17 protein-coding genes are annotated in these 22749 nt (G+C 73.2%); 13 read left to right on the plus strand and 4 right to left on the minus strand.

Annotated features, from left to right (window positions below):
- Positions 1-19: 19 nt before the first annotated feature.
- The 4 genes from CLT75_RS04565 to CLT75_RS04580 all read left to right on the plus strand — a co-directional run bounded on the left by CLT75_RS04565 (position 20) and on the right by CLT75_RS04580 (position 4110).
- Positions 20-1006, plus strand: coding sequence for an ATP-binding cassette domain-containing protein (locus tag CLT75_RS04565; protein WP_135239626.1), 987 nt, complete (start codon positions 20-22; stop codon positions 1004-1006).
- A complete protein-coding gene (locus tag CLT75_RS04570) occupies positions 1003-1851 on the plus strand; it encodes an ABC transporter permease (protein ID WP_135239627.1) in 849 nt (282 codons plus the stop codon). Before CLT75_RS04565 ends, CLT75_RS04570 begins: the two co-directional genes overlap by 4 nt.
- Before the next feature lie 42 nt (positions 1852-1893).
- Positions 1894-2655 (plus strand): sulfotransferase, encoded by a 762-nt coding sequence (locus CLT75_RS04575; RefSeq protein WP_135239628.1) that lies wholly within the window; start codon positions 1894-1896, stop codon positions 2653-2655.
- Between the two features lie 138 nt (positions 2656-2793).
- Positions 2794-4110 carry an alkyl sulfatase dimerization domain-containing protein gene (locus CLT75_RS04580; protein ID WP_135239629.1) on the plus strand — a complete coding sequence of 439 codons (1317 nt, stop codon included), beginning with the start codon at positions 2794-2796 and terminating at the stop codon, positions 4108-4110.
- 72 nt (positions 4111-4182) lie between these two features.
- Here CLT75_RS04580 and CLT75_RS04585 read toward each other — a convergent pair whose 3' ends face one another.
- Together CLT75_RS04585 and CLT75_RS04590 are read right to left on the minus strand one after the other, a co-directional pair.
- Positions 4183-4572 (minus strand): VOC family protein, encoded by a 390-nt coding sequence (locus tag CLT75_RS04585; protein ID WP_167796872.1) that lies wholly within the window; start codon positions 4570-4572, stop codon positions 4183-4185.
- A gap of 133 nt (positions 4573-4705) precedes the next feature.
- Positions 4706-5416 (minus strand): hypothetical protein, encoded by a 711-nt coding sequence (locus CLT75_RS04590; protein WP_135239630.1) that lies wholly within the window; start codon positions 5414-5416, stop codon positions 4706-4708.
- A 187-nt stretch (positions 5417-5603) separates the two neighbouring features.
- Here CLT75_RS04590 and CLT75_RS04595 point away from each other — a divergent pair, with 187 nt between their 5' ends.
- Together CLT75_RS04595 and CLT75_RS04600 are read left to right on the plus strand one after the other, a co-directional pair.
- The gene (locus CLT75_RS04595) at positions 5604-6446 is read left to right on the plus strand and encodes a methyltransferase domain-containing protein (protein ID WP_167796873.1); all 843 of its coding nucleotides are present in this window, start codon (positions 5604-5606) and stop codon (positions 6444-6446) included.
- A 30-nt stretch (positions 6447-6476) separates the two neighbouring features.
- Entirely contained in the window at positions 6477-7790 is a 1314-nt protein-coding gene (locus CLT75_RS04600; RefSeq protein ID WP_135239632.1) for a cytochrome P450, read from the plus strand.
- Positions 7791-7853: 63 nt separating this feature from the next.
- Here the strand turns inward: CLT75_RS04600 and CLT75_RS33025 are convergent, their stop codons facing one another.
- Positions 7854-8603 (minus strand): helix-turn-helix domain-containing protein, encoded by a 750-nt coding sequence (locus CLT75_RS33025; RefSeq protein ID WP_486485059.1) that lies wholly within the window; start codon positions 8601-8603, stop codon positions 7854-7856.
- 296 nt (positions 8604-8899) lie between these two features.
- A complete protein-coding gene (locus tag CLT75_RS04610) occupies positions 8900-10768 on the minus strand; it encodes a BTAD domain-containing putative transcriptional regulator (protein WP_167796874.1) in 1869 nt (622 codons plus the stop codon).
- Between the two features lie 137 nt (positions 10769-10905).
- Here CLT75_RS04610 and CLT75_RS04615 point away from each other — a divergent pair, with 137 nt between their 5' ends.
- From CLT75_RS04615 to CLT75_RS04645, 7 genes are all read left to right on the plus strand, one after another.
- A complete protein-coding gene (locus CLT75_RS04615) occupies positions 10906-11961 on the plus strand; it encodes an IS630 family transposase (RefSeq protein ID WP_135239634.1) in 1056 nt (351 codons plus the stop codon).
- Positions 11962-12076: 115 nt separating this feature from the next.
- The gene (locus CLT75_RS04620) at positions 12077-13042 is read left to right on the plus strand and encodes a DUF1702 family protein (protein WP_135239635.1); all 966 of its coding nucleotides are present in this window, start codon (positions 12077-12079) and stop codon (positions 13040-13042) included.
- Between the two features lie 29 nt (positions 13043-13071).
- Complete coding sequence (locus tag CLT75_RS04625; RefSeq protein ID WP_135239636.1) at positions 13072-14952, plus strand: CRTAC1 family protein; 1881 nt, start codon at positions 13072-13074, stop codon at positions 14950-14952.
- Positions 14953-14966: 14 nt separating this feature from the next.
- Positions 14967-15908 carry an enediyne biosynthesis protein UnbU gene (locus CLT75_RS04630; protein ID WP_135239637.1) on the plus strand — a complete coding sequence of 314 codons (942 nt, stop codon included), beginning with the start codon at positions 14967-14969 and terminating at the stop codon, positions 15906-15908.
- Positions 15905-21610, plus strand: a complete 5706-nt coding sequence (locus CLT75_RS04635) for a type I polyketide synthase (protein WP_135239638.1) — start codon at positions 15905-15907, stop codon at positions 21608-21610. Before CLT75_RS04630 ends, CLT75_RS04635 begins: the two co-directional genes overlap by 4 nt.
- Positions 21607-22065 (plus strand): acyl-CoA thioesterase, encoded by a 459-nt coding sequence (locus tag CLT75_RS04640; protein ID WP_135239639.1) that lies wholly within the window; start codon positions 21607-21609, stop codon positions 22063-22065. The genes CLT75_RS04635 and CLT75_RS04640 overlap by 4 nt, the downstream gene beginning before the upstream one ends.
- Complete coding sequence (locus tag CLT75_RS04645; protein ID WP_135239640.1) at positions 22062-22736, plus strand: NAD(P)-binding domain-containing protein; 675 nt, start codon at positions 22062-22064, stop codon at positions 22734-22736. Before CLT75_RS04640 ends, CLT75_RS04645 begins: the two co-directional genes overlap by 4 nt.
- Positions 22737-22749: the final 13 nt, after the last annotated feature.

Below are 22749 nucleotides of genomic sequence, written 5' to 3' on the forward strand. Positions count from 1 at the left end.
TGGATGATAGGGTGTCGCCATGGCGGACGCGATCAGAGCGCGAGACATCAGCAAGCAGCTAGGCAAAAGTAAGGTTGTCAGCGCCTTGTCGCTGGACGCCGCGCCCGGCACTGTGGTGGGCCTGCTCGGCCCCAACGGCGCCGGCAAGACGACGACGGTGCGGATTCTGTCCACTCTGCTGCGGGCCGATTCCGGCACCGTCGAGATCTACGGCGTCGACGCGGCGAAGCAGCCGGGGCGGGTCCGTTCGATGATCGGGCTCACCGGCCAGTTCGCCGCCGTCGATCCGGTCCTCACCGGCCGGGAGAACGTCGAACTGGTGGCCCGGCTCTACCGCATCGGCCGGGCCGAGGCCCGCCGGCGCACCGGTGAGGTGCTCACCCGCTTCGGTCTGGACGAGGTCGCCGACAAGCAGGTGAAGACCTACTCGGGCGGCACCCGGCGACGGCTCGACCTCGCCACGAGCATCCTCATCCGCCCGCGCGTGCTTTTCCTCGACGAGCCCACCACCGGCCTCGACCTGGAGTCACGCCTCGGGTTGTGGACCGAGATCGAGATGCTGGTCCGTGAGGGCACCACCGTCCTGCTGACGACGCAGTACCTGGACGAGGCCGACCGGCTGGCGAAGACGATCACCGTGCTCGACAAGGGGCGGGCGGTGGCCCAGGGCACTCCGTCGGAGCTGAAGTCGCGCGTCGGCGGAGATCGTGTGGAGTTCGTCCTGGAGGATCCCGCCCGGCTCGACGATGCGGTCGCCCTGCTGCGGACGCCGGGCGCCGAGGAGCCCGTCGTCGACCGGCCGCTGGCGCAGATCACCGCGCGGATGGGCGACGATCTCGTCCGGGTCGCCGACGCGCTGAACCGGCTGGCCGACCACGACATCCGGGTGGCGACCCATGTGGTCCGGCGCCCCACCCTCGACGACGTCTTCCTGGCCCTGACCGGCAGCCGTGCCGCCGCGGCCGGCGCCGCCACGTCGTCCGCTCGGAAGGGAGAGGGCAAGTGACCGTCGACGAATCGACGACCCGGCAGCGGGACACCCCCACGCCGGCGTGGGAGGCGCCGCCCGAGCGGCGGGGGCCCGGCTGGTTCGTGGGTGACGTGCTGCTGCTGGCCGGCCGCAACATCCGGCACATGCAGCGCCGCCCCGACCAGCTGATGGCAGCGATCCTGCAGCCGATGATGTTCTTCATCCTCTTCACCTACGTGTTCGGCGGCGCCATCTCGGTGCCGGGCGGCGACTACAAGCAGTTCGTGCTGCCCGGCGTCTTCGGGCAGATCGTCGTCTTCGGCGGCATCGCCGGCATGTGCGTGGGCATCGCGGAGGACCTCCGCAACGGCATGATGGACCGGTTCCGCTCGCTGCCGATGAGCGACAGCGCAGTGCTGATCGGCCGCACCCTGGCCGAGACCTTCCGCAACCTGATCGCGCTCGTGGTCACCGGCGCGGTCGGGTACGCCTTCGGGTTCCGGCTGCACGGCACGTTCCTGCAGGTGCTCGCGGGGATCGGCGTGCTGCTGCTGTTCGGGTTCGCGCTCTGCTGGGTGCTGTCGATCGTGGGCGTCACCGCCTCCAGCGCCGAGGGTGCGCAGAGCACCGCGATGCCGTGGATGTTCCTGCTCGGCTTCGTCAGCTCGGCGTTCGTGCCGTCCGAGTCGATGCCCGGCTGGCTGCGGCCGTTCAGCGACAACAGCCCGGTCACGCTGACCATCAACGCGGCGCGCGACTACTTCAACGGCGTCTCACCGGGCGGCGACGCCCTGGCGTCGGTCCTGTGGTCGCTCGGCCTGCTGGTGGTCTTCGTGCCACTGGCGACGGCACTGTTCCGCAAGGCCACGGCGCGCACCTGACGGTGGGGGTCGACCCGGCGATCGGCAGGAGGAACCCACGACATGGAGGTCATCGGCGTCGGCTTCGGCCGTACCGGCACCGCCTCGCTGCGGGAAGCTCTCAACATTCTCGGGATGGGTCCCACGTACCACACGAAGGAGATCCTCAAGGATCCCGCCCGGCTGGCCGACTGGCAGGCGGCTGTGGGCGGGGCCGACGTGGACTGGGACCAGGTGTTCGCCGGCTATCGGTCCACAGTCGACTGGCCCGCCGCGGCGTTCTGGCGCGAGCTGGTGGAGCGGTACCCGGAGGCGAAGGTCATCCTGACCGTGCGCGACCCGGTGCAATGGCACCGCTCGTGCATGCGCACCATTTTCATGGCGTACCGGCAGGACCTGGTCAGCCGTCTCCTCGTCCCCGCCATGCAGTTGCCGCTGCGGGCCCTCGATCGCCGTTTCGGCGCGTTCAACGAGATCTTCGACGGCGTTTTCCGCCGCCATTTCGGGGACGGTCCGATTCAGGACGAGAAATACGCCGTCGAGGTGTTCGACAAGCACGTCCGCGACGTCCAGGAATGCGTTCCGGCTGAGCGCCTCCTGGTTTATCGAGTATCGGAAGGATGGCCCACCTTGTGTAAGTTCCTCGGTGTGGGAGTGCCCATCGTCGCCTTCCCGCACGACAACGACCAGGATGCCTTCCAGCGGGACAGCCGGCTGTTCGTCACCCGCGGCCTGGCCCGCATGGTGACCGGTCCGGTGCGCCGCGCGGTCGGCCGGTTCCGGCGGACGCAGGACGCCCCGGAGGCGGCCGGCCAGAACCGCTGAGGCCGCCGTCCCGGTCGTCCCGCCGGCCGCCCCGGCAGTCCGGTCGTGTCCGGCGCTGCCGCCGCGGCCGGCCTTCGGCCTGCGCGTTCGTCCGGCCGACCCGTTTGCACGATCCCTGCGACCGGACCGGGAGTGTCGATGGACAAGGAACTCGAGGAGTACGCGGACCGCGCCTGGCGCGGTGACGAGCCGCTGTTCGCCTACTACAAGGGTGAGCTTCGCCGGGACGGGCTCCGCCGGATCGACGACGGTGTGTGGATGTGGGCGGCAACCGGCAACGTCTACGTCTTCGAGACGGCCGACGGCCTGGTCCTCTTCGACACCGGCGACCGCAACACCGCGGCCGCGCTGCACGAGGCGGTGCGGGCACGCAGCACCGCGCCGGTCGTCACCGCCGTCTACTCCCACGGCCACATCGACCACGTCCTCGGGCTGTCGCCGTTCGAGGCGGAGGCCGCCGAGCGCCACGACCCCGGAATCTCGGTCGTGGCGCACGCCGCCGTGCCGGAGCGCTTCGCCCGGTACCGGCTGACCGCCGGGTACAACGCCACAGTCAACCGCAGGCAGTTCCGCGCTCCGGGCATCACGTGGCCGACCGACTACCGCGAGCCCGACCGCACCTACCTCGACACGCTCACGCTGCGGCACGGCGATCTGACGATGGAGCTGCGGCACGGCCGCGGCGAGACGGACGACGCGACGATGGCCTGGCTACCCGACCGGCGCATCCTGTGCTGCGGCGACTTCTACGCCTGGGTGGCACCCAACGCCGGCAACCCCCAGAAGGTCCGCCGCCACGTGGCCGAGTGGGTGCGGGCGCTGCGCTGGATGGCCGGCCTCGGCGCCGAGATCCTGCTGCCCGGCCACGGTCTGCCGGTGGTCGGTGCCGATCGCGTCCGCGAGACGCTGCTCGGGTCGGCGACGTTGCTGTCGACACTGCACGACGGTGTGGTGGCGATGATGAACGAGGGCTGCACGCTCGACGAGATCCTGCACGCCCCCCTGGTCACGCCGGAGTTGTCAGCCCTGCTGGCCCAGCCGTGGCTGCGCCCCACCTACGACGATCCGCAGTTCATCGTCCGCACCGTCTGGCGTACCTACGGCGGCTGGTACGACGGTGACCCGGCCACCGTGAGACCGGCGCCGCGCGCCGACCTGGCCGCCGAGGTGGCGCAGCTCGCGGGCGGGGCGTCCCGCCTGGCCGAGCGCGCCCTCGACGCGGCGGACCGCGGCCGGCTCGACCTCGCCGGTCACCTCGCCGAGTGGGCGGCGTTGAGCGCTCCCGAGGACCGTGACGTGCAGCGGGCCCGCGCCGACGTGTTCGGCCGGCTCGCCGCCGGCACGCCGGCGTTGATGGCGCAGGGCATCTACACCTGGGCGCAGGCCGAGGCCCAGGCCAAGGCCGACGACGTCGACCCGTGGTCGACGATGCGCGGGGGCCGCTGGGCGCCCTGACGCCGGGAACACGGCCGGACACCACAGTGGGGGCGGTACCCGGATCCGGGTACCGCCCCCACCGTCCTGCCGTCAGTCGCCGGACTCCTCGACGATCATCACGCCGTTGCCGTCCGGGTCCTCCACCGAGAAGAACGCGCCGAACGGGGCGTCGAAGACCGGCGACGCCTCCACGCCCGCCGAGGCCAGCTCGTTGTGCAGGCCCTTGACGTCCTTGCACGCCACGGAGATGTGCTGCGCTCCGGGGCGGAGGCCGCCCACGCCCCAGGTGGCGAGCACCACTGTGGTCTCGCCTCCCGGAGTGCCCAGCTGCAGCCAGCGCAGGCCCGGCTCCGGCGGCATCTCGTCCGGGGTCATCTCGTGGTCATTGATCACCTCGAATCCGAGGCGGGCGTAGAAGTCCTTCGCCTTGTCCTGGTCGGTGACCGGGATGGTGATCAATGTGATGTGGCTGATTCCCATGGAATTTCCCATCTCACGGCATATGGGCGAACAGTGCGATCATCCTACCGAACCGGTCCCCGTTGTGCATGCCTGAGACGCGCATGTCCGGCGCGGATTCTCATGGTCGCGCCGGACGAGTGCGATGGCGAGATCAGTTCGATTTCACCATTTCCCGGCGCAGGGTGTCGGCCGCGTTTCCGGTACGCATTTCACACACCCGGACGAGCGTGTCGTAGGCGACGAGCGCCCCGCGTACCGTCTCGTTGTAGAGATCCTGCGCGGCCACGCCGAGGTCGCGCATGGGCTGCATGAACAGCAGGAAGAACGCGTTGAAGTCGTACCCGTTCAGGATCTCCTCGCCGATCGGCTCCATGCGCTGGAGCAGCTGCACCCGCACCCGCAGCTTGCGCAGGTAGGCGATGCGCGCCTGGGCCATGCCGGCGAAGCCGCCCTCACCGGCCTGACGCAGCCGGTTCTCGAAACACTCGTCCCGGCCCTTCGCCAGCGCGAGCGCGCTGTACCGCTGCAGCTCCCCGTACTCCCGGACCGCGGTGTCGATCTGGTCCACGGTCCCGTCCAGGGCCCGGAAGGTCTGCGAGTAGGTCTTCAGGACGCCCGCCATCTGCGCGGCCACGTTGGCGGCGTCGAACGAGCCGTCCGGTGACACGGCTCCGGCGGAGGCTTCGACGACGTACCGCACCGTGTCGTCGAGGCAGGCCAGCGAATCGAGGCAGTCGCGAACGGCGCGCAGCGTCGCGCCGGTCGCCACCGCGTCGGACACCAGGCCGGTGACGATCTCGCCGGCGTCTCCGGCGGCGTAGTTGGTCGGGGGGCACTCATTGTGTAGACCCAGTACACCCACAGCTTCCTCCCTCACTGGTGATCGAGCTCTCCCTCGACCCTAGGGGCGCTGCGGGGGCCGGGACTTCTCCTGTGTTGCCCGCCGGTACGACCGGCCGGGATAGGCAAGCGGCGAGAAGCCGGGCCGCGGACGGGCGCGAAGAATGATCGCGGAGAGCGCGGCGAACCTGCGGAAAGGGTGGTGCCCGATGCCCGGCGACGCGACGACCGATGCGGTGTCGACTCCGGAGCTGGCGGAGGTGTTCGACCGGGCGGCGCCACGCTACGACCGCACCGGCGTCCGCTTCTTCGGCCCGATCGGCGCTCGCCTGGTGGCGGGGCTCGATCTGCGCCCGGGCGAGGACGTGCTCGACGTCGGCTGCGGGCAGGGCGCCTGCACCGTTCCCGCCGCCCGCGCCGTGGTGCCGGGCGGCTCGGTGATCGGCATCGACGTGGCACCGGCCATGGTGGAGGGGGCCCGCGCGGAACTCGCCGACGAGGGACTGACGAACGCGGAGGTACGGGTCGGTGACGCGGCCACACCCGGCTTCGCGCCGGCCCGCTTCGACGCTGTCGTCGCGGGCCTGGTGATGTTCATGCTGCCCGACCCGGCGGACGCCGCGGCCCGCTACCGCCGGCTGCTGCGCCCGGGCGGGCGCTTCGCGATGACCACGTTCGGCGCCGACGACCCCGCGTTCTTCCACGTCACCGACGCCGTCGTGCCGTACGTGGACGGTGGCATGCCCCCGGTACCCGGCCGCACCGACAACCCGTTGCGCTCCAAGGAGGGGATCCACCGCCTGCTGCGCGACGCCGGCTTCGCCGACACGCGGATCGAGGACGAGACGCTCGACCTGGAGTTCACCGACCCGCGGCAGTGGTGGGCCTGGCTGTGGCAGACGGCCGGCCGGATGGTGCTCGAGCGGGTGCCCGCGGAGCGGCTCGGTGAGGCGCGGGCGGCGGCCGAGGCCCGGATGGAGGAGGTCGCCGCCGACCGCGGACGCCTGGTCGTGCACTGGAACGTCTGGTACTCGTACGCCACCGCCGGCTGACTTCGAGCCCGTCCCGAAGGGGGATCCGTCATGGCCGCAACCAGCCCGCCGACGTTGCAGGGCCTGCCGCTGTTCGGCAACGCCTTCGCCTTCATGCGTGACCCGGTCGCGCTGGCCCGCGCCGGCTACGCCGAGCACGGTCCCGTGTTCGCGCTGCGGATGGGGCCGCGACGCTCGGTCGTCGTGGCCGGCGTCGAGGAGAGCCGGCACGCGATCGCGCTGCCCGAGACGATCCTCGCCGTCCAGCCGGTCTACCAGTGGCTGAAGCCCATGTTCGGCGCGGTCATGCAGGCCGCCGACCACCCGGACTACCTGCGTCAGCGGGCCGCGCTGCTGCCCGCCTTCCACAGCCGCAACCACGCGGACTACCTGGCCGCCATTATCGGCGAGACGAGCGACTGGATGGACCGGCTCGGCCCGCGCGGCGAGTTCGACGCGCGCGCCGACCTGGAACGGCTGAGCATGGACATCGCCGTACGCCTGTTCCTGGGGTCCGGCTTCCGCGCCCGGCACGGCGACCGGTTCCGGTCGCTCTTCCTCGACATCGCGGCCGGGATGGAGTTCTTCCTGCCGGCCAACCTGCCGACGCCGCGGCTGCGCCGGCGCGACCGCGCGCGCCGGGAGATGTTCGAGCTGATGGGGCCGCACCTGCGGGCCGTCCGGGAGGATCCGGACACCGGCCGGTACGGCTTCCTGCCGCACCTGCTCTCGGGTGGCGCGGACTTCGACGACGAGACCGTCATCGGGCTCATCCTGATCCTGGTGTACGCGGCGTACGAGACGACAGCGGCCCAGCTGGCCTGGTCGCTCATCCTGCTGCTGCAGCACCCGAAGGAACTGGCGGCGATGGAGGAGGAGATCGCCGACCTGCCCCGGCACGCCGGCGACTGGACCGTCACGGATCTGCACCGGCAGCGACGGCTGTTCGAGGCGCTGCTGGAGTCCCAGCGGCTGCGGCCGGTCACGACGCTACTGACCCGGCAGACAGTCACCGCGTACGAGGTCGGCGGTTTCACCGTGCCGGCCGGCTGGCAGACGCTGTTCTGCCCGCCCGTGACGCACCGCGTGCCGGAGGTGTTCCCGGACCCGGACCGGTTCGACCCCGACCGGTTCAGCAGGGACCGGGACACGGACGGCCGGGCGGCGGCCGGCCTGCTCAACCTCGGCGGCGGCCTGCACGCCTGCCTGGGCGCCCGCTTCGCCGACCTGGAGATGAAGGCGGTGCTGGCGATGCTGACCCGCTCGTACGACATGGAGCTGGGGATCGCCGAGCCGCGGCAGGCGCCGGGGCTGGGTGTGGCCCGGCCCGCGTCGTGCCCGGTGCGGTACACCGCCCGGTCCTGACCTCGTGGCCGTCGGTGGACCCGGTTCCACCGGCGGCCACGGGCACCGGCGCGGCCGGGGATCTCAGCGGACCTGTGCCCGCCGCGGCCCGGCCTGGGACTCGAGCATCAGCAGGGGGAACGCGAGCAGCAACGGCGGGTCCAGCAGGGCCGGCCGGCGCAGCGGGATGCCGACCGCGACGGTGGCCTGCGCCGCGACCGGCTCGTCGGGGATCTCGGCGGAGCCGACACAGATGCCGGCCGAGGGCTCCTCGGTGAGGACCTCGCCGATGGTCACGTCGGTGCGGGCGCTGACCGCGAGCACGCTCGCCCTGCCCGCCGCCGCGAGCGGTAGCGGGAACACCCCCGGCGAGAGGATCGCGGCGCAGGACGAGGGCCGTTGCTGCGGTATTCCGGACCGGAAGGTGGCGACCACGGTGAGGCCCGGGTGGTCGTCCGGGCGGGCCCCGACGTGGAGGAGCGCGAACGGCTGACGTGCGGGGGCCGGTGGGGTGGAGACCAGTTCGCGCAGGGGCACGTCCGCGACGGCGCGGCCGTACGTGCGGAAGCGGCCGGGTGACACACCGACGAGGCGGGTGAACTGGGTGGTGAAGGTGCCGAAGCTGGAGTAGCCGACCGCCATGCTGATGTCGGTCGCGCTGGCGTCGCTGCCGAGGAGCCGGCGTTTCGCCTCGGCCATCCGCACGGCGGTGAGGAACCGGCCCGGCGTGACGGCGGTCAGCATCCGGAACACGCGGTGGAAGTGGAACGGGCTCATCAGCGAGGCCCGGGCGATGTCGTGTAGCCGGTGTGGCTCGTCGAGGTGGCGCCGCATCGATGTCACCGCCTGGGTGATCGCTCCGATGTGTACGGAGGTCGCGGGCGCGGTGGTGGTCCCTGTTTCGTGGACGGCAGGCATGGGGCGTCGGACCTCCTGAGGGGATTGCGGAGATCGATCAACGACGGCAGCAGCAGGGCCGGATGGACGTCGGCGGAGCGCTGTCGGACTCGATGCTATAAATTCATATAGCAATCGGCAAGCCCATGAGAGCTATGTGTGAACAGTCCGCCACGGTAGGTGCTGCACCGGTTGGAGGGTAGCTGCGCCATTTTCGACACCGGCAATCGATTTCATAGGTTTGTTTCCCGACAGAGCGCATTCGCCACCGAAGGCGCCGCGCCGAAACGGTCGAGCAGTTGCAGGCCGATCCGGCGGATTGTCCGCAACATTCGATAGGACGTGCCGTGCTCGTCGTGCCGCGCCATCAGGAGCGACTTGTCGACCAGGCGGTTGAGCAGCGGGCGCAGATCGATCCGGACGTCCTGTTCGCAGTAGGAACGGGCCGTCTTCTCGACCATGTCCGGGCTCACCGGTTCCTCCATCCCGCTGACCAGCGCGAGGCACTGCTGCTCGGCGAGCGTGAGCCGGTCCACTGTGCGTACCACCGCCGCGTGCAGCGAACGGTGGTGCGCGGGCGTGCCCCGGCGGCTCGCGTCCAGCAGCCGCAGCGGATCGCGGCACTGCTCGGCCAGCTCGGGCAGACCGGTGGTGCGCAGCACGCGGGCGGCCAGTTCCAGCGCGAGCGGCAGGCCGTCGAGCCGGCGGCAGATGGTGGCGACCAGGGCGCAGTTGTCCTCGTCCACCGAGAAGGACGGGCACGCCTGGGTGGCGCGCCGCGCGAACAGCGCCACGGCGGGCACGCTCAGCAGCGCCGCCGGGTCGGCCGGTGTCTCCGGCCCGGGCGGGCGGAGCGGGCCGATCGTCAGGATCGTCTCGTACGGCAGGCCGAGCAGCTCCCGTGAGGTGACCAGGACGCGTGCCTGCGGACAGGACCGCAGCAGGTCGTCGACGAGCCCGGCGCAGGGCTCCAGGACGTTCTCGGCGTTGTCCAGGAGGAGCAGGAGCTGCCGGCCGGCCAGATCGTCGAACGGCCGGGCCGCAGCGGCGTGACGCTGCGGGAGCATCGGGTGCAGGGTCCGCCGTACCGCGTCGGCCGCGTCCGCGGCGCCGCAGGCAGTGGCCAGGTCCACCACCGCGACGCCGTCGCGGAAGTCCGGCCCGGCGGCTGCCGCCGCCGCGCGCGCGACGGCGCTCTTGCCCACCCCGGCGGGCCCGCTCAGCGTGATCAGCCGTTGCTGGACGAGCAGGTCACGCAGCTGTCGCAGCTCGGCCTCGCGGTCGATCAGCGGGTCGACCGCCGGTCCCGGCCCGAGCCAGCCGCCGGGTGGAGGGCCCGGGACCCGGCTCCCGCCGGCGGCGACCAGTTGCCGGTGCACCCGGCGCAGCTCGTGGCCGGGTTCGACGCCCAGCTCGGCCTGCAGCCGGGTGCGGATCCGGTCGTAGTGGGACAGGGCCGAGGCGCCGTGGCCGGCGCGTCGCTGGGTCTCCAGGTAGAGCGCCTGCGCGGCCTCGTTGAGGGGGTCCACCTGGGCGAGACGTTCGGCGGTGGGCAGGACCGCGACGGCGCCCTTGCTGGTCAGGCCGGCCCGGACGTACGCCATCGCCACGGTGGTCCACTTTCCCCGGAGCAGGGTGACGTCCTCGCACCCGGGCAGCAGGGACTCGAGACCGGTGGTCAGCGAGGCGGGCCACTCGCCGAGTGCCCGGCGCAGCAGACCGTACGCCTCGCCTGCGGCGCCGGAGGCCAGCAGTTGCAGCCCGTGGTCGGCGTGGCTGTGGAAACGGCTGACATCCACCGCGTCCGGTGGCAGCCGAAGCTGGTAACCGGTGCCGCTGTGCCCGATCACGTTGGTGCGGCGCCGCGCCGGAGTGTCCGGCTCCATCACCTGGCGCAGCCGGGCGATGTACGTGTGCACCAGCGACTGCGGCGTGCCGGGCGGCTGGTTCTCCCAGAGCGCCTCGATGATCTCGTCGATCGGCACCGGGGTGCCGTGGCGCAGGGCCAGCAGGGCGATGATTGCCCGTTGTTTGCGGGGCCCGAGGTCGACCTTGCGGGAATCGATTACTGCGTGGGTGGCGCCGAGGACATTAATCTCCACAATTGCCGCACGCAACACGTTGCCCCCAGGTCGCCCGTATCGACGTCAACCAACGTCAGCGTAGTAATTACTTCGGGAAACCTGAAGTGCACAAATATTGCGCCGGAAATTGGTTTCCTATATGTAGCCTGGGTTGCGTGCCGAGGACCGGGCGGCCGAAGGCCGAGTTGGTGTTGACCGACGAGGAGCGCGCCACGCTGGTGCGCTGGTCGCGTCGGGCGAAGTCCTCCCAGGCCCTGGCGTTGCGGTGCCGGATCGTCCTGGCGTGTGCCGAACCCGGGGCGACGAACGCCGCCGTGGCGGCCGACCTCGGGGTGTCGCGGCCGACGGTGGGGAAGTGGCGCAGCCGTTTCCTGCAACGGCGTCTGGAGGGTCTGGCCGACCGCGACCGGCCGGGCCGGCCGCCGTCGGTCAGCGCCGACCGGGTGGAGGAGGTGCTGGTGTCCACGCTGGAGGAGACGCCCCCGGGTGCCACCCACTGGTCCCGCAGGTCGATGGCCGAGAGGACCGGGCTCTCGCGGTCGACAGTCGGGCGGATCTGGCGCCGATTCCATCTCAGGCCGCACCGGGATCCCCCGTTCAACCTCTCGACCGACCCGGTGTTCATGGCGAAGGTGGTCGACGTGGCCGGGTTGTATCTGAGCCCGCCGGCCGGCGCGGTCGCGCTCGTCGTGCACGAGACGGCACGGATCCCGCCGGGGCCGCCGACGCCCGGCCGGCCTGCCCCGGAGCACCCGCGCGCCGGCGCCGCCGGCCTGTTCGCCGCGCGCACCGTCGCCGACGGCGCCACCGCGGGCCGCCGGTACCGGGCGGCGGATCTCAAGAGGTTCCTCGCCCGTGTCGACGCCTCGGTCCCCGCCGAGCTGGACGTCCACCTCATCTGGGACAACCACGGCGCGCACCACGCGCCGGCAGTCACGTCCTGGCTTGACCGGCACCCCCGCTTCCGCGCGCACGTCACCCCGACCGCTTCGGCCTGGGTCGCGCAGCTCGACCACTGGTTCGGCTTCCTCGCCGACCAGATGGTCCCGCGCGGCACCCCCCAGTCCGTGCAGGCCCTGGAGGCCGGCATCAGCGCGTGGGTCGCGGAGCGGGACGAGAACCCCGGCCCCTTCACCTGGACGAAGACGACCGACGAGATCATCGAATCCCTCGGTCGATTTAATCAACGGACATCTGACGCAGGCGAGTAGTGAGATCAGCCGCGGAAACGCGATTTCGTTACTATATGTAATTCAAGTTTTCTTCAAGAACGGATGTGCAGACTGGCGCCGCACGGACACTGTGGACCGACTCCGCGGGAGCGTCATGAGAACCGACAACGCCACGCTCGACGAAACCCGCCCCCGTAGCTGGCGCCGCCTGCTGCATCAGCCGGACCGCCTCGCCGACTTCACGGTCCGGGGCTTCGCGTCCGACCCGCCCGAACTGCGCGCCAGGCTGGAGACCGCCGCGGGAACCTTCCTCGACGGCTTCAACGAGGGACTCGCCGCCCCCGCCGGCGCGCCTCCGCGATTCGACGACCAGCCGGACCACCTGCGCGGCTTCGCCGTCGAAGGGCTGGCCATGCAGGCCGCCCTGCTCGACCTTCTCGTCCCGGGCAGCCGCCGGCTGCCGGCCGTGCTGCGCCTGCACGGCCCGGCCCACATCCACCTGATCCACGTCGGCGTGGGCTGGGCGATGGCCAAGCTGCGCTGGCCGTTCTGGGCCCGGCTGTCCGGGCTGGACCCGCTGCTGCGCTGGCTCGCGCTCGACGGCTGGGGCTTCTCCGCGGGCTTCTTCGCCGACGCCGGCGGGCTGCGCCGCATCACCGCCCACCCGCGCCGGTGCTCCGAGCGCTGCGCCATCCGCTACCAGGGTGTGGGCCGCAGCCTGTGGTTCCGGGGCACCGCGGAGCCCACCCGGGTGGCGGACCTCGTCGCCACGCTGCCGCAGTGGCACCACGGCGACGCGTGGAGCGGTGTGGGCCTCGCGGCCGCGTACGCCGGCGGGGTGTCGCCGGAGGGACTCGCCACGCTGCGCGAGCGTGCCGGAGCGCACGCCGGTGACCTCGGCCAGGGTGTGGCCTTCGCCGCCGCCGCCTGGCAGCGCAGCGGCTGGACCCCGCCCGAACTCGCCACCACCGTGCACGCGCTCGCCGGCACCGACCCGCGTACCGCCGCGGACTGGACCCGCGAGGCCGAGGCCGGGCTCCGCACGCCCGCCACCGGCCCGGTCGAGTACCAGACGTGGCGGCAGCGCATCCGGGCCCGCGTGCTGCTCGCGTCGCTCTGATCCGCCCGCGACCATCCGAGGGGGAACCTGTGCCGTCCGCTGTTCGTAGAACGCTCGTACCCGCCCTGGCCCTGCTGCTGTGTGTCGTGGCCGGTCTGTTCACCCGGCTGCCGTCGGTCTCCGCGTCCGACGCCGACGCCCTGAGCGCCCGCTTCGCCTTCACGCCCGCCCCGCTGAACGCCACCGGGGACACCCGCCGGCTCCGCGAGGTCCAGCCCGCACTGAACCATCTCGCCGCGTGGATCTCCGCGGTCGGCGCGGGCGTCGGCCTCGGCGACTTCGACGGCGACGGCCTGCCGAACGACCGCTGCCTGGTCGACCCCCGCGACGACTCGGTCACCGTGGCGCCGGTGCCCGGCACCGGCGAACGGTACGCCGCCGTCACCCTCCAGCCGGCCGGTGTCGCGTACGACGCCCGCACCACAGCGCCCATGGGATGCCTCCCCGCCGACTTCAACGGTGACGGCGCACTCGACGTCCTGGTGTACTTCTGGGGCCGCGTGCCGCTGCTCTACCTGCGTCAGCCCGGCGGTGGCGCACCCGGTGCCGCCGGCTTCCGGGCGAGCGACGTGGTCGCTCCCGGCGAGATCTGGAACTCGACCACCGCCAACGTCCTCGACGTCGACGGCGACGGCGGCCTGGACATCCTGATCGGCAACTACTTCCCGGACGGCGCCCGGGTGCTCGACCGGACCGCCGCCGACGACCCGGTGATGCGGATGCAGGACTCCATGTCCCTGGGCCGCAACGGCGGCCGCAACCGGCTCCTGATGTTCGACGGCAACACCTCCGCCGCGGGCGGCGCGGCCGTTCCCGCGTACGCCGACCGGTCCGACGCCTTCACCACCGACCAGGCGCGGGCCTGGACCCTGGCCACCGGGGCGCAGGACCTGACCGGCGACGGCCTGCCGGAGATCTACTTCGCCAACGACTTCGGGCCCGACAACCTGCTGGTGAACGAGTCCCGCCCCGGCCGGCCCGAGTTCCGCGAGGTGAGCGGCACGCGCGACCCGCTGGCCCCCAAGTCCAAGGTGATCGGGCACGACTCGTTCAAGGGCATGGGCGTCGCCTTCGACGACCTCAACGCCGACGGCCGGCCGGACCTGCTGGTCAGCAACATCACCTCGCCGTTCGCCCTGCAGGAGAGCAACTTCGCCTTCGTCAGCACGGGCGGCCGGTTCACCGCCGGGCGCGCGCCGTACCGGGACCGCAGCGAGGAACTCGGGCTGTCCCGCAGCGGCTGGGCCTGGGACATCAAGGCCGCCGACTTCGACGCCGACGGCCGCCGCGAGATCACCCAGGCGGTCGGCTTCCTGCACGGCGGGACCGACCGCTGGGCGGAACTCCAGGAACTCGCGATGGCCAACGACACCTTCCTGAAGTACCCGTGGGCCTGGCCGAACTTCCGGCCCGGCGACAGCCTGTCCGGGCACGAGCGGAACCCCTTCTTCGTACGCGGGCCGAACGGCCGGTTCGTCGACGTGTCGAAGCGGCTGGGGATGACGAACACCCAGGCCTCCCGAGCCATCGCCGTCGGCGACGTCGACCACGACGGGCGGCTCGACATGGCGGTCGCCAACCAGTGGGCCGCCTCGGAGCTGTTCCGCAACACCGGTCCGGCGGCGACCCACCTCGGGCTGCGGCTGGTGGTGCCCACCGCCAACGGCGCGACCCGGGCGGCGATCGGCGCCCGCGTCGAGGTGCGCCGCGCCGACGGTACGACGCTGACCGACCAGCTGTACCCCGCCAACGGACACACCGGCGTGAACGCCGACGAACTGTACTTCGGCCTCGGCGGCAGCCCGTCCGCCCAGGTCCGGATCACCTGGCGCGACGCCGCCGGACAGCACGAGACGAGCACCACGCTCGCCTCGGGCTGGCACACGGTCACGCTGCGACCCGAGTCCTGATCGAGGAGAGAACCATGGCCAACAAGGACCCCCGGATCGTCGCGCTGCGCCGGTTCGCCCTGTCCATCACCGTGTTCACGCTGCTGGGGCACACGGTCCTCGGATTCGAGCAGTCGTGGCTCACGCCGATCGCCGCGCTGCTCACCGCGTACGCCCTCGAGCTTCTCCTGGAGACGCTCGAGGCCCGCGTCGAGCGCCGCCCGGTCCGCTACCGCGGCTCCGCCGTCGATCTCCTCAACTTCCTGCTGCCCGCGCACATCGGCGGACTGGCCTGCGCGATGCTGCTCTACGGCAACGAGCGGCTGTGGCCCACCCTGTTCGCCGTCACCGTCGCGATCGCGAGCAAGTACGTGGTGCGGGTGCGCTTCACCGCCGGGGGACCGGCGAAGCACGTCCTCAACCCGAGCAACTTCGGCATCGTCGTGACGCTGCTGTGCTTCACCTGGGTGGGGATCGCACCGCCGTACCAGTTCACCGCGAACATCAACGGGATCTGGGACTGGGTGGTGCCCGGCGCGATCCTGGCCGCCGGCACGATGCTCAACGCCATGCTGACCCGGCGCGGGCCGCTGGTGGCCGCCTGGGTCGCGGGCTTCGCCGCACAGGCGGTGCTGCGGTCGGTGATCTTCGACCACGCTCTGGTGGCGGCGCTCCTGCCGATGACCGGCGTGGCGTTCGTCCTGTTCACCAACTACATGATCACCGACCCCGGTACCACCCCGCACGCGCCGCGCCGCCAGGTCGTGTTCGGCCTGGCCACCGCGGCGGTCTACGGCACGCTCGTGCTCCTGCACATCGAGTTCGGTCTGTTCTTCGCGCTCACCACCGTGTGCGTCGGCCGCTGGGTGGTGATCGTGACCGCCCGCCGGATCCGCGAGCGGCGGCAGCCGGTCACCGGAGCCGGTGCGCCGGAACACGCCTCCCAGCCCGCCGTCCCGGTCGGAGCCCAGGCATGACCGGCACCGGAGCCCCGATCGTCGTGGTGGGAATGGCCTGCCGGTACCCGGACGCCGCGGACCCCGGGCAGCTCTGGCAGACGGTGCTCGGACGCCGGCGTGCCTTCCGGCCCCTGCCGCCGGAACGGCTGCCGGTCGCCGACTACCACCGGCCCGGGCCCGACGAGGTCGACCACACCTACGTCGACCGCGCCGCCGTCCTCAGCGACTGGGTGTTCGACCGGTCCCGCTTCCACGTGCCCGGTGAGGTCTTCCGGGCGGTCGACCTGACCCACTGGCTGGCCCTGGAGGTGGCCGCGGACGCGCTCGCCGACGCCGGCTGCCCGGCTGGCGCGGGCCTGCCCAACGACCGGGTCGGCGTGATGCTCGGCAACTCGATGACCGGTGAGTTCAGCCGCGCCAACGGGCTCCGCCTGCGCTGGCCCTACGTGCAGCGGCTGCTCGCCGAGACGCTGGCGGGGCTGGACCTGTCGGACGCCGAGCGGGAGAAACTGCTCGCCACCGCGGAGGACCGGTTCAAGGAGCCGTTCCCGCCGCCGGGCGAGGAGACGCTCGCCGGGGCGTTGTCGAACACGATCGCCGGCCGGATCTGCAACCACTTCGACTTCCACGGCACCGGCTACACGGTCGACGCCGCCTGCGCCTCGTCGCTGATGGCGGTCGCCACGGCCGCCCGGATGCTCGCCGACGGCGATCTCGACGTCGCGCTGGCGGGCGGTGTGGACCTCAGCCTCGATCCGCTGGAACTGGTCGGTTTCGCCCGGGTGGGCGCGCTGGCCACCGGCGACATGCGGATCTACGACTCGCGGCCGACCGGGTTCCTGCCGGGGGAGGGCTGCGGGATCCTGGTCCTGTGCCGTGAGGACTTCGCCGCCGAACACGGCCTGCGGCCGTACGCGCGGCTGCACGGCTGGGGCACGTCGTCGGACGGCAACGGCGGGCTGACCCGGCCCGAGCCCGCCGGTCAGCTGCTCGCGCTGCGGCGCGCGTACGACCGGTCGGGTCTCACCCCCGAGCAGGTGTCGTTCGTGGAGGGGCACGGCACCGGCACCGCCGTCGGCGACGAGACCGAACTGTCCGCGCTGCGCGACCTGCACGCCGGCCGCCGGCTCCCGGCGGTGCTCGGCAGCGTGAAGGCGAACATCGGGCACACCAAGGCGGCGGCCGGGGTCGCCGGGATGATCAAGGCCGTACTCGCGATCCACCACCAGGTGATCCCGCCGACCACCGGCTGCGAGTCACCGCATCCCGCACTGGCCGCCGCCGGGTCGCCGCTGGTGGTGACCGACGAGCCGACGCCGTGGCCCGGCCCGGACCGGTACGCGTCGGTCAGCGCCATGGGCTTCGGCGGCATCAACGCCCACGTGGTGCTGGGCGGGATCTCGCCCACCACCCGCCGGGTCGTCACCGACGCCGAGCGCCGGGCCGCCCGCCCCCTGCCGTCCCACGAGGTGGTGGTGTGCGCGGCGGCCGACCGTGCGGCCCTGACCGCGCGGCTGACCGGCCTGGCCGATCTGGCCGGCCGGCTGTCCCGGGCGGAACTGGGCGATCTCGCGGCCACGCTGGCCGCGGAGCCGGTCGCCGCGGGCGCCGTCCGGTTCGCCGCCGTGGTACGCGACCCGGACGGCCTGGTCCGCGCCGCCCGGCGCGCCGTGACCGCGCTGGCCGGCGCGGGCACCGAGCTGTTCGACCCGGAGGCCGGTGTCTTCCTCGGCGCCGGTGACTCGCCCCGGATCGGTTATCTGTTCTCCGGACAGGGATCCCCGGTCCGTCCGGACGCGGGCGCGCTGGGGGAGCTGCTCGACGGGCCACTCGCCGGGTACGACTCGGAGGTCGAGGTCGCGGCGGGCGGCGTTCCGGACACCGCGGTCGCCCAGCCCGCCATCCTGCGGGCCTCGCTCGCCGGTCTGACCTGGCTGCGCCGGCTGGGCGTGGAGGCCGAGGCGGCCGTCGGGCACAGCCTCGGCGAGATCGGCGCGCTGTGCTGGGCGGGGGCACTGGACGACAAGGAGGCCCTCGAGCTGGTACGCGTTCGCGGCCGGCTGATGAGCGACGCGCCGGGTCGCGGCGCGATGGCCGCCGTCGCCGGGCCCGCGGACCGGGTTCGCGAGCTGCTCCGCCCGGGCCCGGTCGTGGTCGCCGGGGAGAACAGCGCGGGGCAGTGCACAGTGTCCGGCCCGGCCGCGGAGGTGGCCCGGTTCGTCGACGGCGCCCCGTCCGCCGGCCTGCGGGCCACCGCACTGCCGGTCTCGCACGCCTTCCACTCGCCGATGATGGCTCCCGCGAGCCTCGCCCTGCGCGATCACCTCACCGGACTCGCCGGGCGGGTACCGCGACGGCCGGTCTGCTCCACGGTGACCGGCGACTGGCTCGGCACCGGCACCGACCTCGCCGACCTGCTCATCCGTCAGCTCGTCGAGCCGGTCCGCTTCCGCGACGCGCTGGCGCGCCTGGCCGAGCGAACCGACCTGCTGATCGAGGTGGGCCCCGGCGCCGTGCTGGCCGGGCTGGCCGCGGATCTGCCGGAGGCCCGGGTGGTGGCTCTCGACTCGGGCGCGCCCGGCCCGCACGGCGTCGCCACGGTGACCGCCGCGCTGTTCGCCACGGGCGCCGGGCCGGACGTGGGCGCGTACTATGCGCGCCGGGCGTGCCGCCGGCTCACGCCGGACTGGCGGCCGGTCTTCCTGCGCAACCCCTGCGAGGGCACCGGCGGGCCGGCGCGGGCGCCGCAGCCGCCTCGTCCCCGTCCGGCGCCCGCCATGCCGACGTCCGCGCCGCCGGTGGTCACCGTGGACGACACCGACCTGCTGAGCGCCGTCACCCGGCGGGTGGCGGCCATGGTCGAACTCGACGCGGCCACGCTGCGCCCGGACACCCGGCTCGTCGCCGACCTGCACCTCAGCTCGCTGCGGGTCAGCCAGCTCGCCGTGGACGCCGCCGCGGCGGTCGGCCGGTCGGCGCCCGCGGTCCCGGCCGCCCTGGCCGACGCCACCATCGACCAGCTCGCCGCGATGCTCGCCACGCTGCCCGCGGCAGGGGAGGCCGACGCCCCGCCGGCCGGCATCGCCAGTTGGGTGCGCGCCTTCACCGACCGGTTCGTCGAGTCGGCCGCCCCGGCGGCCCGGCCGGGCGCCCGGCGCGGGTGGACAGTGCTCGGCACCGAGGACCACCCGCTGAGCAAGGGGGTGGCCGAGCACTTCCCGCTCGCCGACACCCCGGACGCGCGGTTGCTGCTGCTGCCACCGGGCCTCACGGTGCCGGCGGAGCTGGTCGTGACCGCGCTGCGCGCCACCGCGGCCGACGGGCTGCCGCTCGTGGTGCTGCACCACGGCGGCGTGGGCGCCGCGGTCGGGCGCAGCATCGCCATGGAGCGGCCGGGCGCCGCGGTGATGGTCGCCGAGACCCCGGTGGACGACCGCTGCCTCAAGCTCGTCGCCGAGGCGTCCGTCGACTGGACCGGCTACGTCGAGGCCGTCTACGACGAGGACGGTGTCCGCACCACCCGGGTCGCCGCTCCGCTCGCGCTGTCCCGCCGGGACGAGCGCATTCCGCTGGCTTCCGGCGACATGCTGCTGGTCACCGGCGGGGCGAAGGGCATCGGGCTGGAGTGCGCAGCCGCGGTGTGCCAGGCCACCGGCGCCACCGCGGTGCTCTTCGGGCGCAGCCCCGGCACGGACCCGGAGGTCCGGGCCGGCCTGGACCGGCTCACCGCGCTCGGGATCACCGCCGGCTACCACGCTGTCGACGTCAGCGACGGGCAAGCCGTCACCGCCGCCGTCACCGCTGTCGAGGAGCGGTACGGACCGGTACGCGGGCTGCTGCACGCCGCCGGCCACAACACGCCGCGGCGGATCGAGGACGTGACAGTCGAGGGTCTCCGCGCGACGCTGGCACCGAAGGCCGACGGCTTCGACCACCTGGTCGCGGCCCTCGGCGACGATCTGCGCTTCGCCGTCGCCTTCGGATCCGTCATCGGCCGCACCGGGCTGACCGGCCAGTCGGAGTACGCCGTCGCCAACGAGTGGCTCGCCCGGCGCTGCGCGGAACTGACGCGGGAGCGGCCCGGCACCCGATGGCTGACGGTGCAGTGGTCGGCCTGGTCGGGCGTCGGCATGGGGGTCCGCCTCGGGGTCCTCGACGCGCTGGTGCGCGACGGGCTCGAACCGATCAGCGTCCCGGCCGGCACCGACCTGCTGCTGCGCCTGCTGGCGGCGCCGGACACCGGGCCGTGCGTGCTGGCCGCCGGCCGGCTGCCCGCCGGACCGACCCTGCGCTACCGAGACGACGACCGCACCGGCGGGCGGTTCGCCGAGCGGGTGCTGGCGCTGACGCCCGGGGTGGAGAGCGTCCTCGGCGCCACCCTGACCGCCGGCACCGACCCCTACCTGTCCGACCACGTGGTCGACGGCGTCCCGCTGCTGCCCGCCGTGCTGGGCCTGGAGGCGATGACGCAGGCCGCCACCGCGCTCACCGGGGCGCCGGGGACGCCGGTGCGCCTCACCGGCGTACGGCTCGAACGGCCGGTGACGGTGACCGACCGGCGCGACATCCGGGTCGCGGCGCTGGTCCACGACGACGGCCGGGTGGAGACCGCGCTGCGCAGCGACGACACCGGCTTCGCGGTGGACCACTTCGCGGCGGTCGTGACCACCGGCGCCGTGCCCGCATCCGATCCGGCGGTGCCGGCGCCGGCCGTGCGGCTCGGGGAGCCGGGACTGCCGGCGGCGGGCCTCTACGGCGGCCTCTACTTCCACGGGCCCGCGTTCCGGCGGGTGCGCGGATATCACGCGCTGAGCGCGTACCGCTGCGTGTTCTCGGTCCGCGCCGAACCCGGCACCGCGTGGTTCGGAATGTACCTCGACGCGTCGCTGCGGCTCGGCGACCCGGGCGCCCGTGACGCCGTGCTGCACGGGCTGCAGGGCTGCGTCCCGGACCGGCGCGTGCTTCCGGTCTCCGTCGAGCGGATCACCGTGTGGCACCGGCCGTCCGGCGTGCTCACCGTCACCGCCCGCCAGCGCGCGGAGGACGGTGCCGAGTTCGTCTACGACGTGCTGGTGAGCGACGAGTCGGGACGCCCGGTCGAGGAGTGGACGGGGCTGGTCCTGCGCGCGGTGGCCGAGATCGGCTGGTCCGAGATGCCGGCGTTCCTCGCCGGTCCGGCCGTGGCCCGGCGGCTGCGTCACCGGCATCCCGGCATCGACGCCGCGGTGCTCCCCGCGACGCGCGGCGACGGCGGACCCACCGTCCGGTTGGCCGACTGGCTCGCCGGCGCCGTGCTGGGCGAGCCCGCGGGCGCACGGCACGCCGGCGACGGGCGGGTCACGGTGCCGGGCGGCGGTGGCGTCTCGGCCAGTCACCTCGACGACCTCGTGCTCGTGACGGTGGCGCCGGGCCCGGTCGGCGTCGACTGGGAACGTGTGGACGACCGCCCGCCGCCGCTGGAGGAACGGCACCGGGCCCTCGCCGTGCGGCTCGCCGCCGAGTCCAGGGAGGACGAGGCCGTCGCGGCCGTCCGCGTGTGGACGGCGATCGAGGTGACCCGCAAGCTCGGGCTCGGGCCCTCGGCGCCGCTGGTGTTCACCGGCCGGGAGCCGTCCGGCACGCTCGGCCTGCGCAGCGGCGACCACGTGCTGAGCAGCGTGCTGCTGCGGACGGCAGGGGACGCGCGGCAGGTGGCGGTGTGCGTGGGGACGCCGGCATGAGCGCCCCGGTCTACCGCTACCGGCACCGGGTGACGTTCGACGAGACGAACCTGGTGGGGAACGTCTACTTCGCCCACTACGCCCACTGGCAGGGGCACTGCCGGGAGCACTTCCTCGCCGAGCAGGCGCCCTCCGTGCTCGCCGCCCTGTCGGACGGGCTGGCGCTGGTCACCGTCTCGATGTCGGTCGAGTTCTACGCCGAGAGCCACGCCTTCGACACTGTCGAGATCGAGATGTCGCTCGTCGAGCTCAACGGCAATCGCATCACGATGAGCTTCGACTATCGCCGGGTCCGCCCGGATGGCGCTCCCGCCGAGCTGATCGCGCGGGGCCGGCAGACGGTGGCCGTGATGGAGCGGGTCGACGGCCAGTTGCAGCCCGCCCCGGTACCGGCCGACCTGGCGGCCGCGCTCGCCGTCTACCGCCGTCCCGCGGCGGGGGTGTGGGTCCGATGACAGTCGGCGTCATCGGCTGCGGGCGGATGGGCGTCGCCGTCACCCGCGCGGTCGCCGCCGCGCGCTGCAGCGTGCTGCTCGCCGGACGGACACCCGGCGCGGCGGCCGCCGCCACCGCCGGCGTACCGGGGGCCTTCGCCGCCGACATCCGCGTCGTCCTCGAACGGGCCTCGCTCGTCGTGCTCGCCGTTCCGCTCGGTCCGGCCTGCCGGGTGCTGACCGAAACCCCGGTGCCGGGCCGGGGCCGTCCGCTCCTGGACGTCACCAACCCGGCCCTCGGCGGCGAGGAGGTGCCGCCCGGCTCGTCGGGGGCCCACCTGATCGCGGCGGCGGCACCCCCCGGCTGGCACGTCGTCAAGGCGCTGAACACCGTGCCCGCGGCGATGGTCGGCGAGCCGCTCTGCGGCGGGCTGCCGGTCTCCCTGCCGCTGGCCGGCGACGACGCCGGGGCCAAGGGGGTCGCCGGTGCGCTGCTGTCCCGGCTCGGCTTCGCGCCGATCGACGTCGGGGGGCTCGAACACGCCCGGGAGCTGGAGTCGCTGGCCATGCTCCTCCAGGCCGTCAACCAGCGCCACGGCGTACACGGGCGGATCGGGCTGCACATCTGCGGCCCGGACGGCCCGGTGCGATCGCTCCACGCACCCGCGGTGCCGGGTGTGCGTCTCCCGTAACCGATCACCCATC

The sequence above is a fragment of the Micromonospora sp. CNZ285 genome, assembly GCF_004637285.1.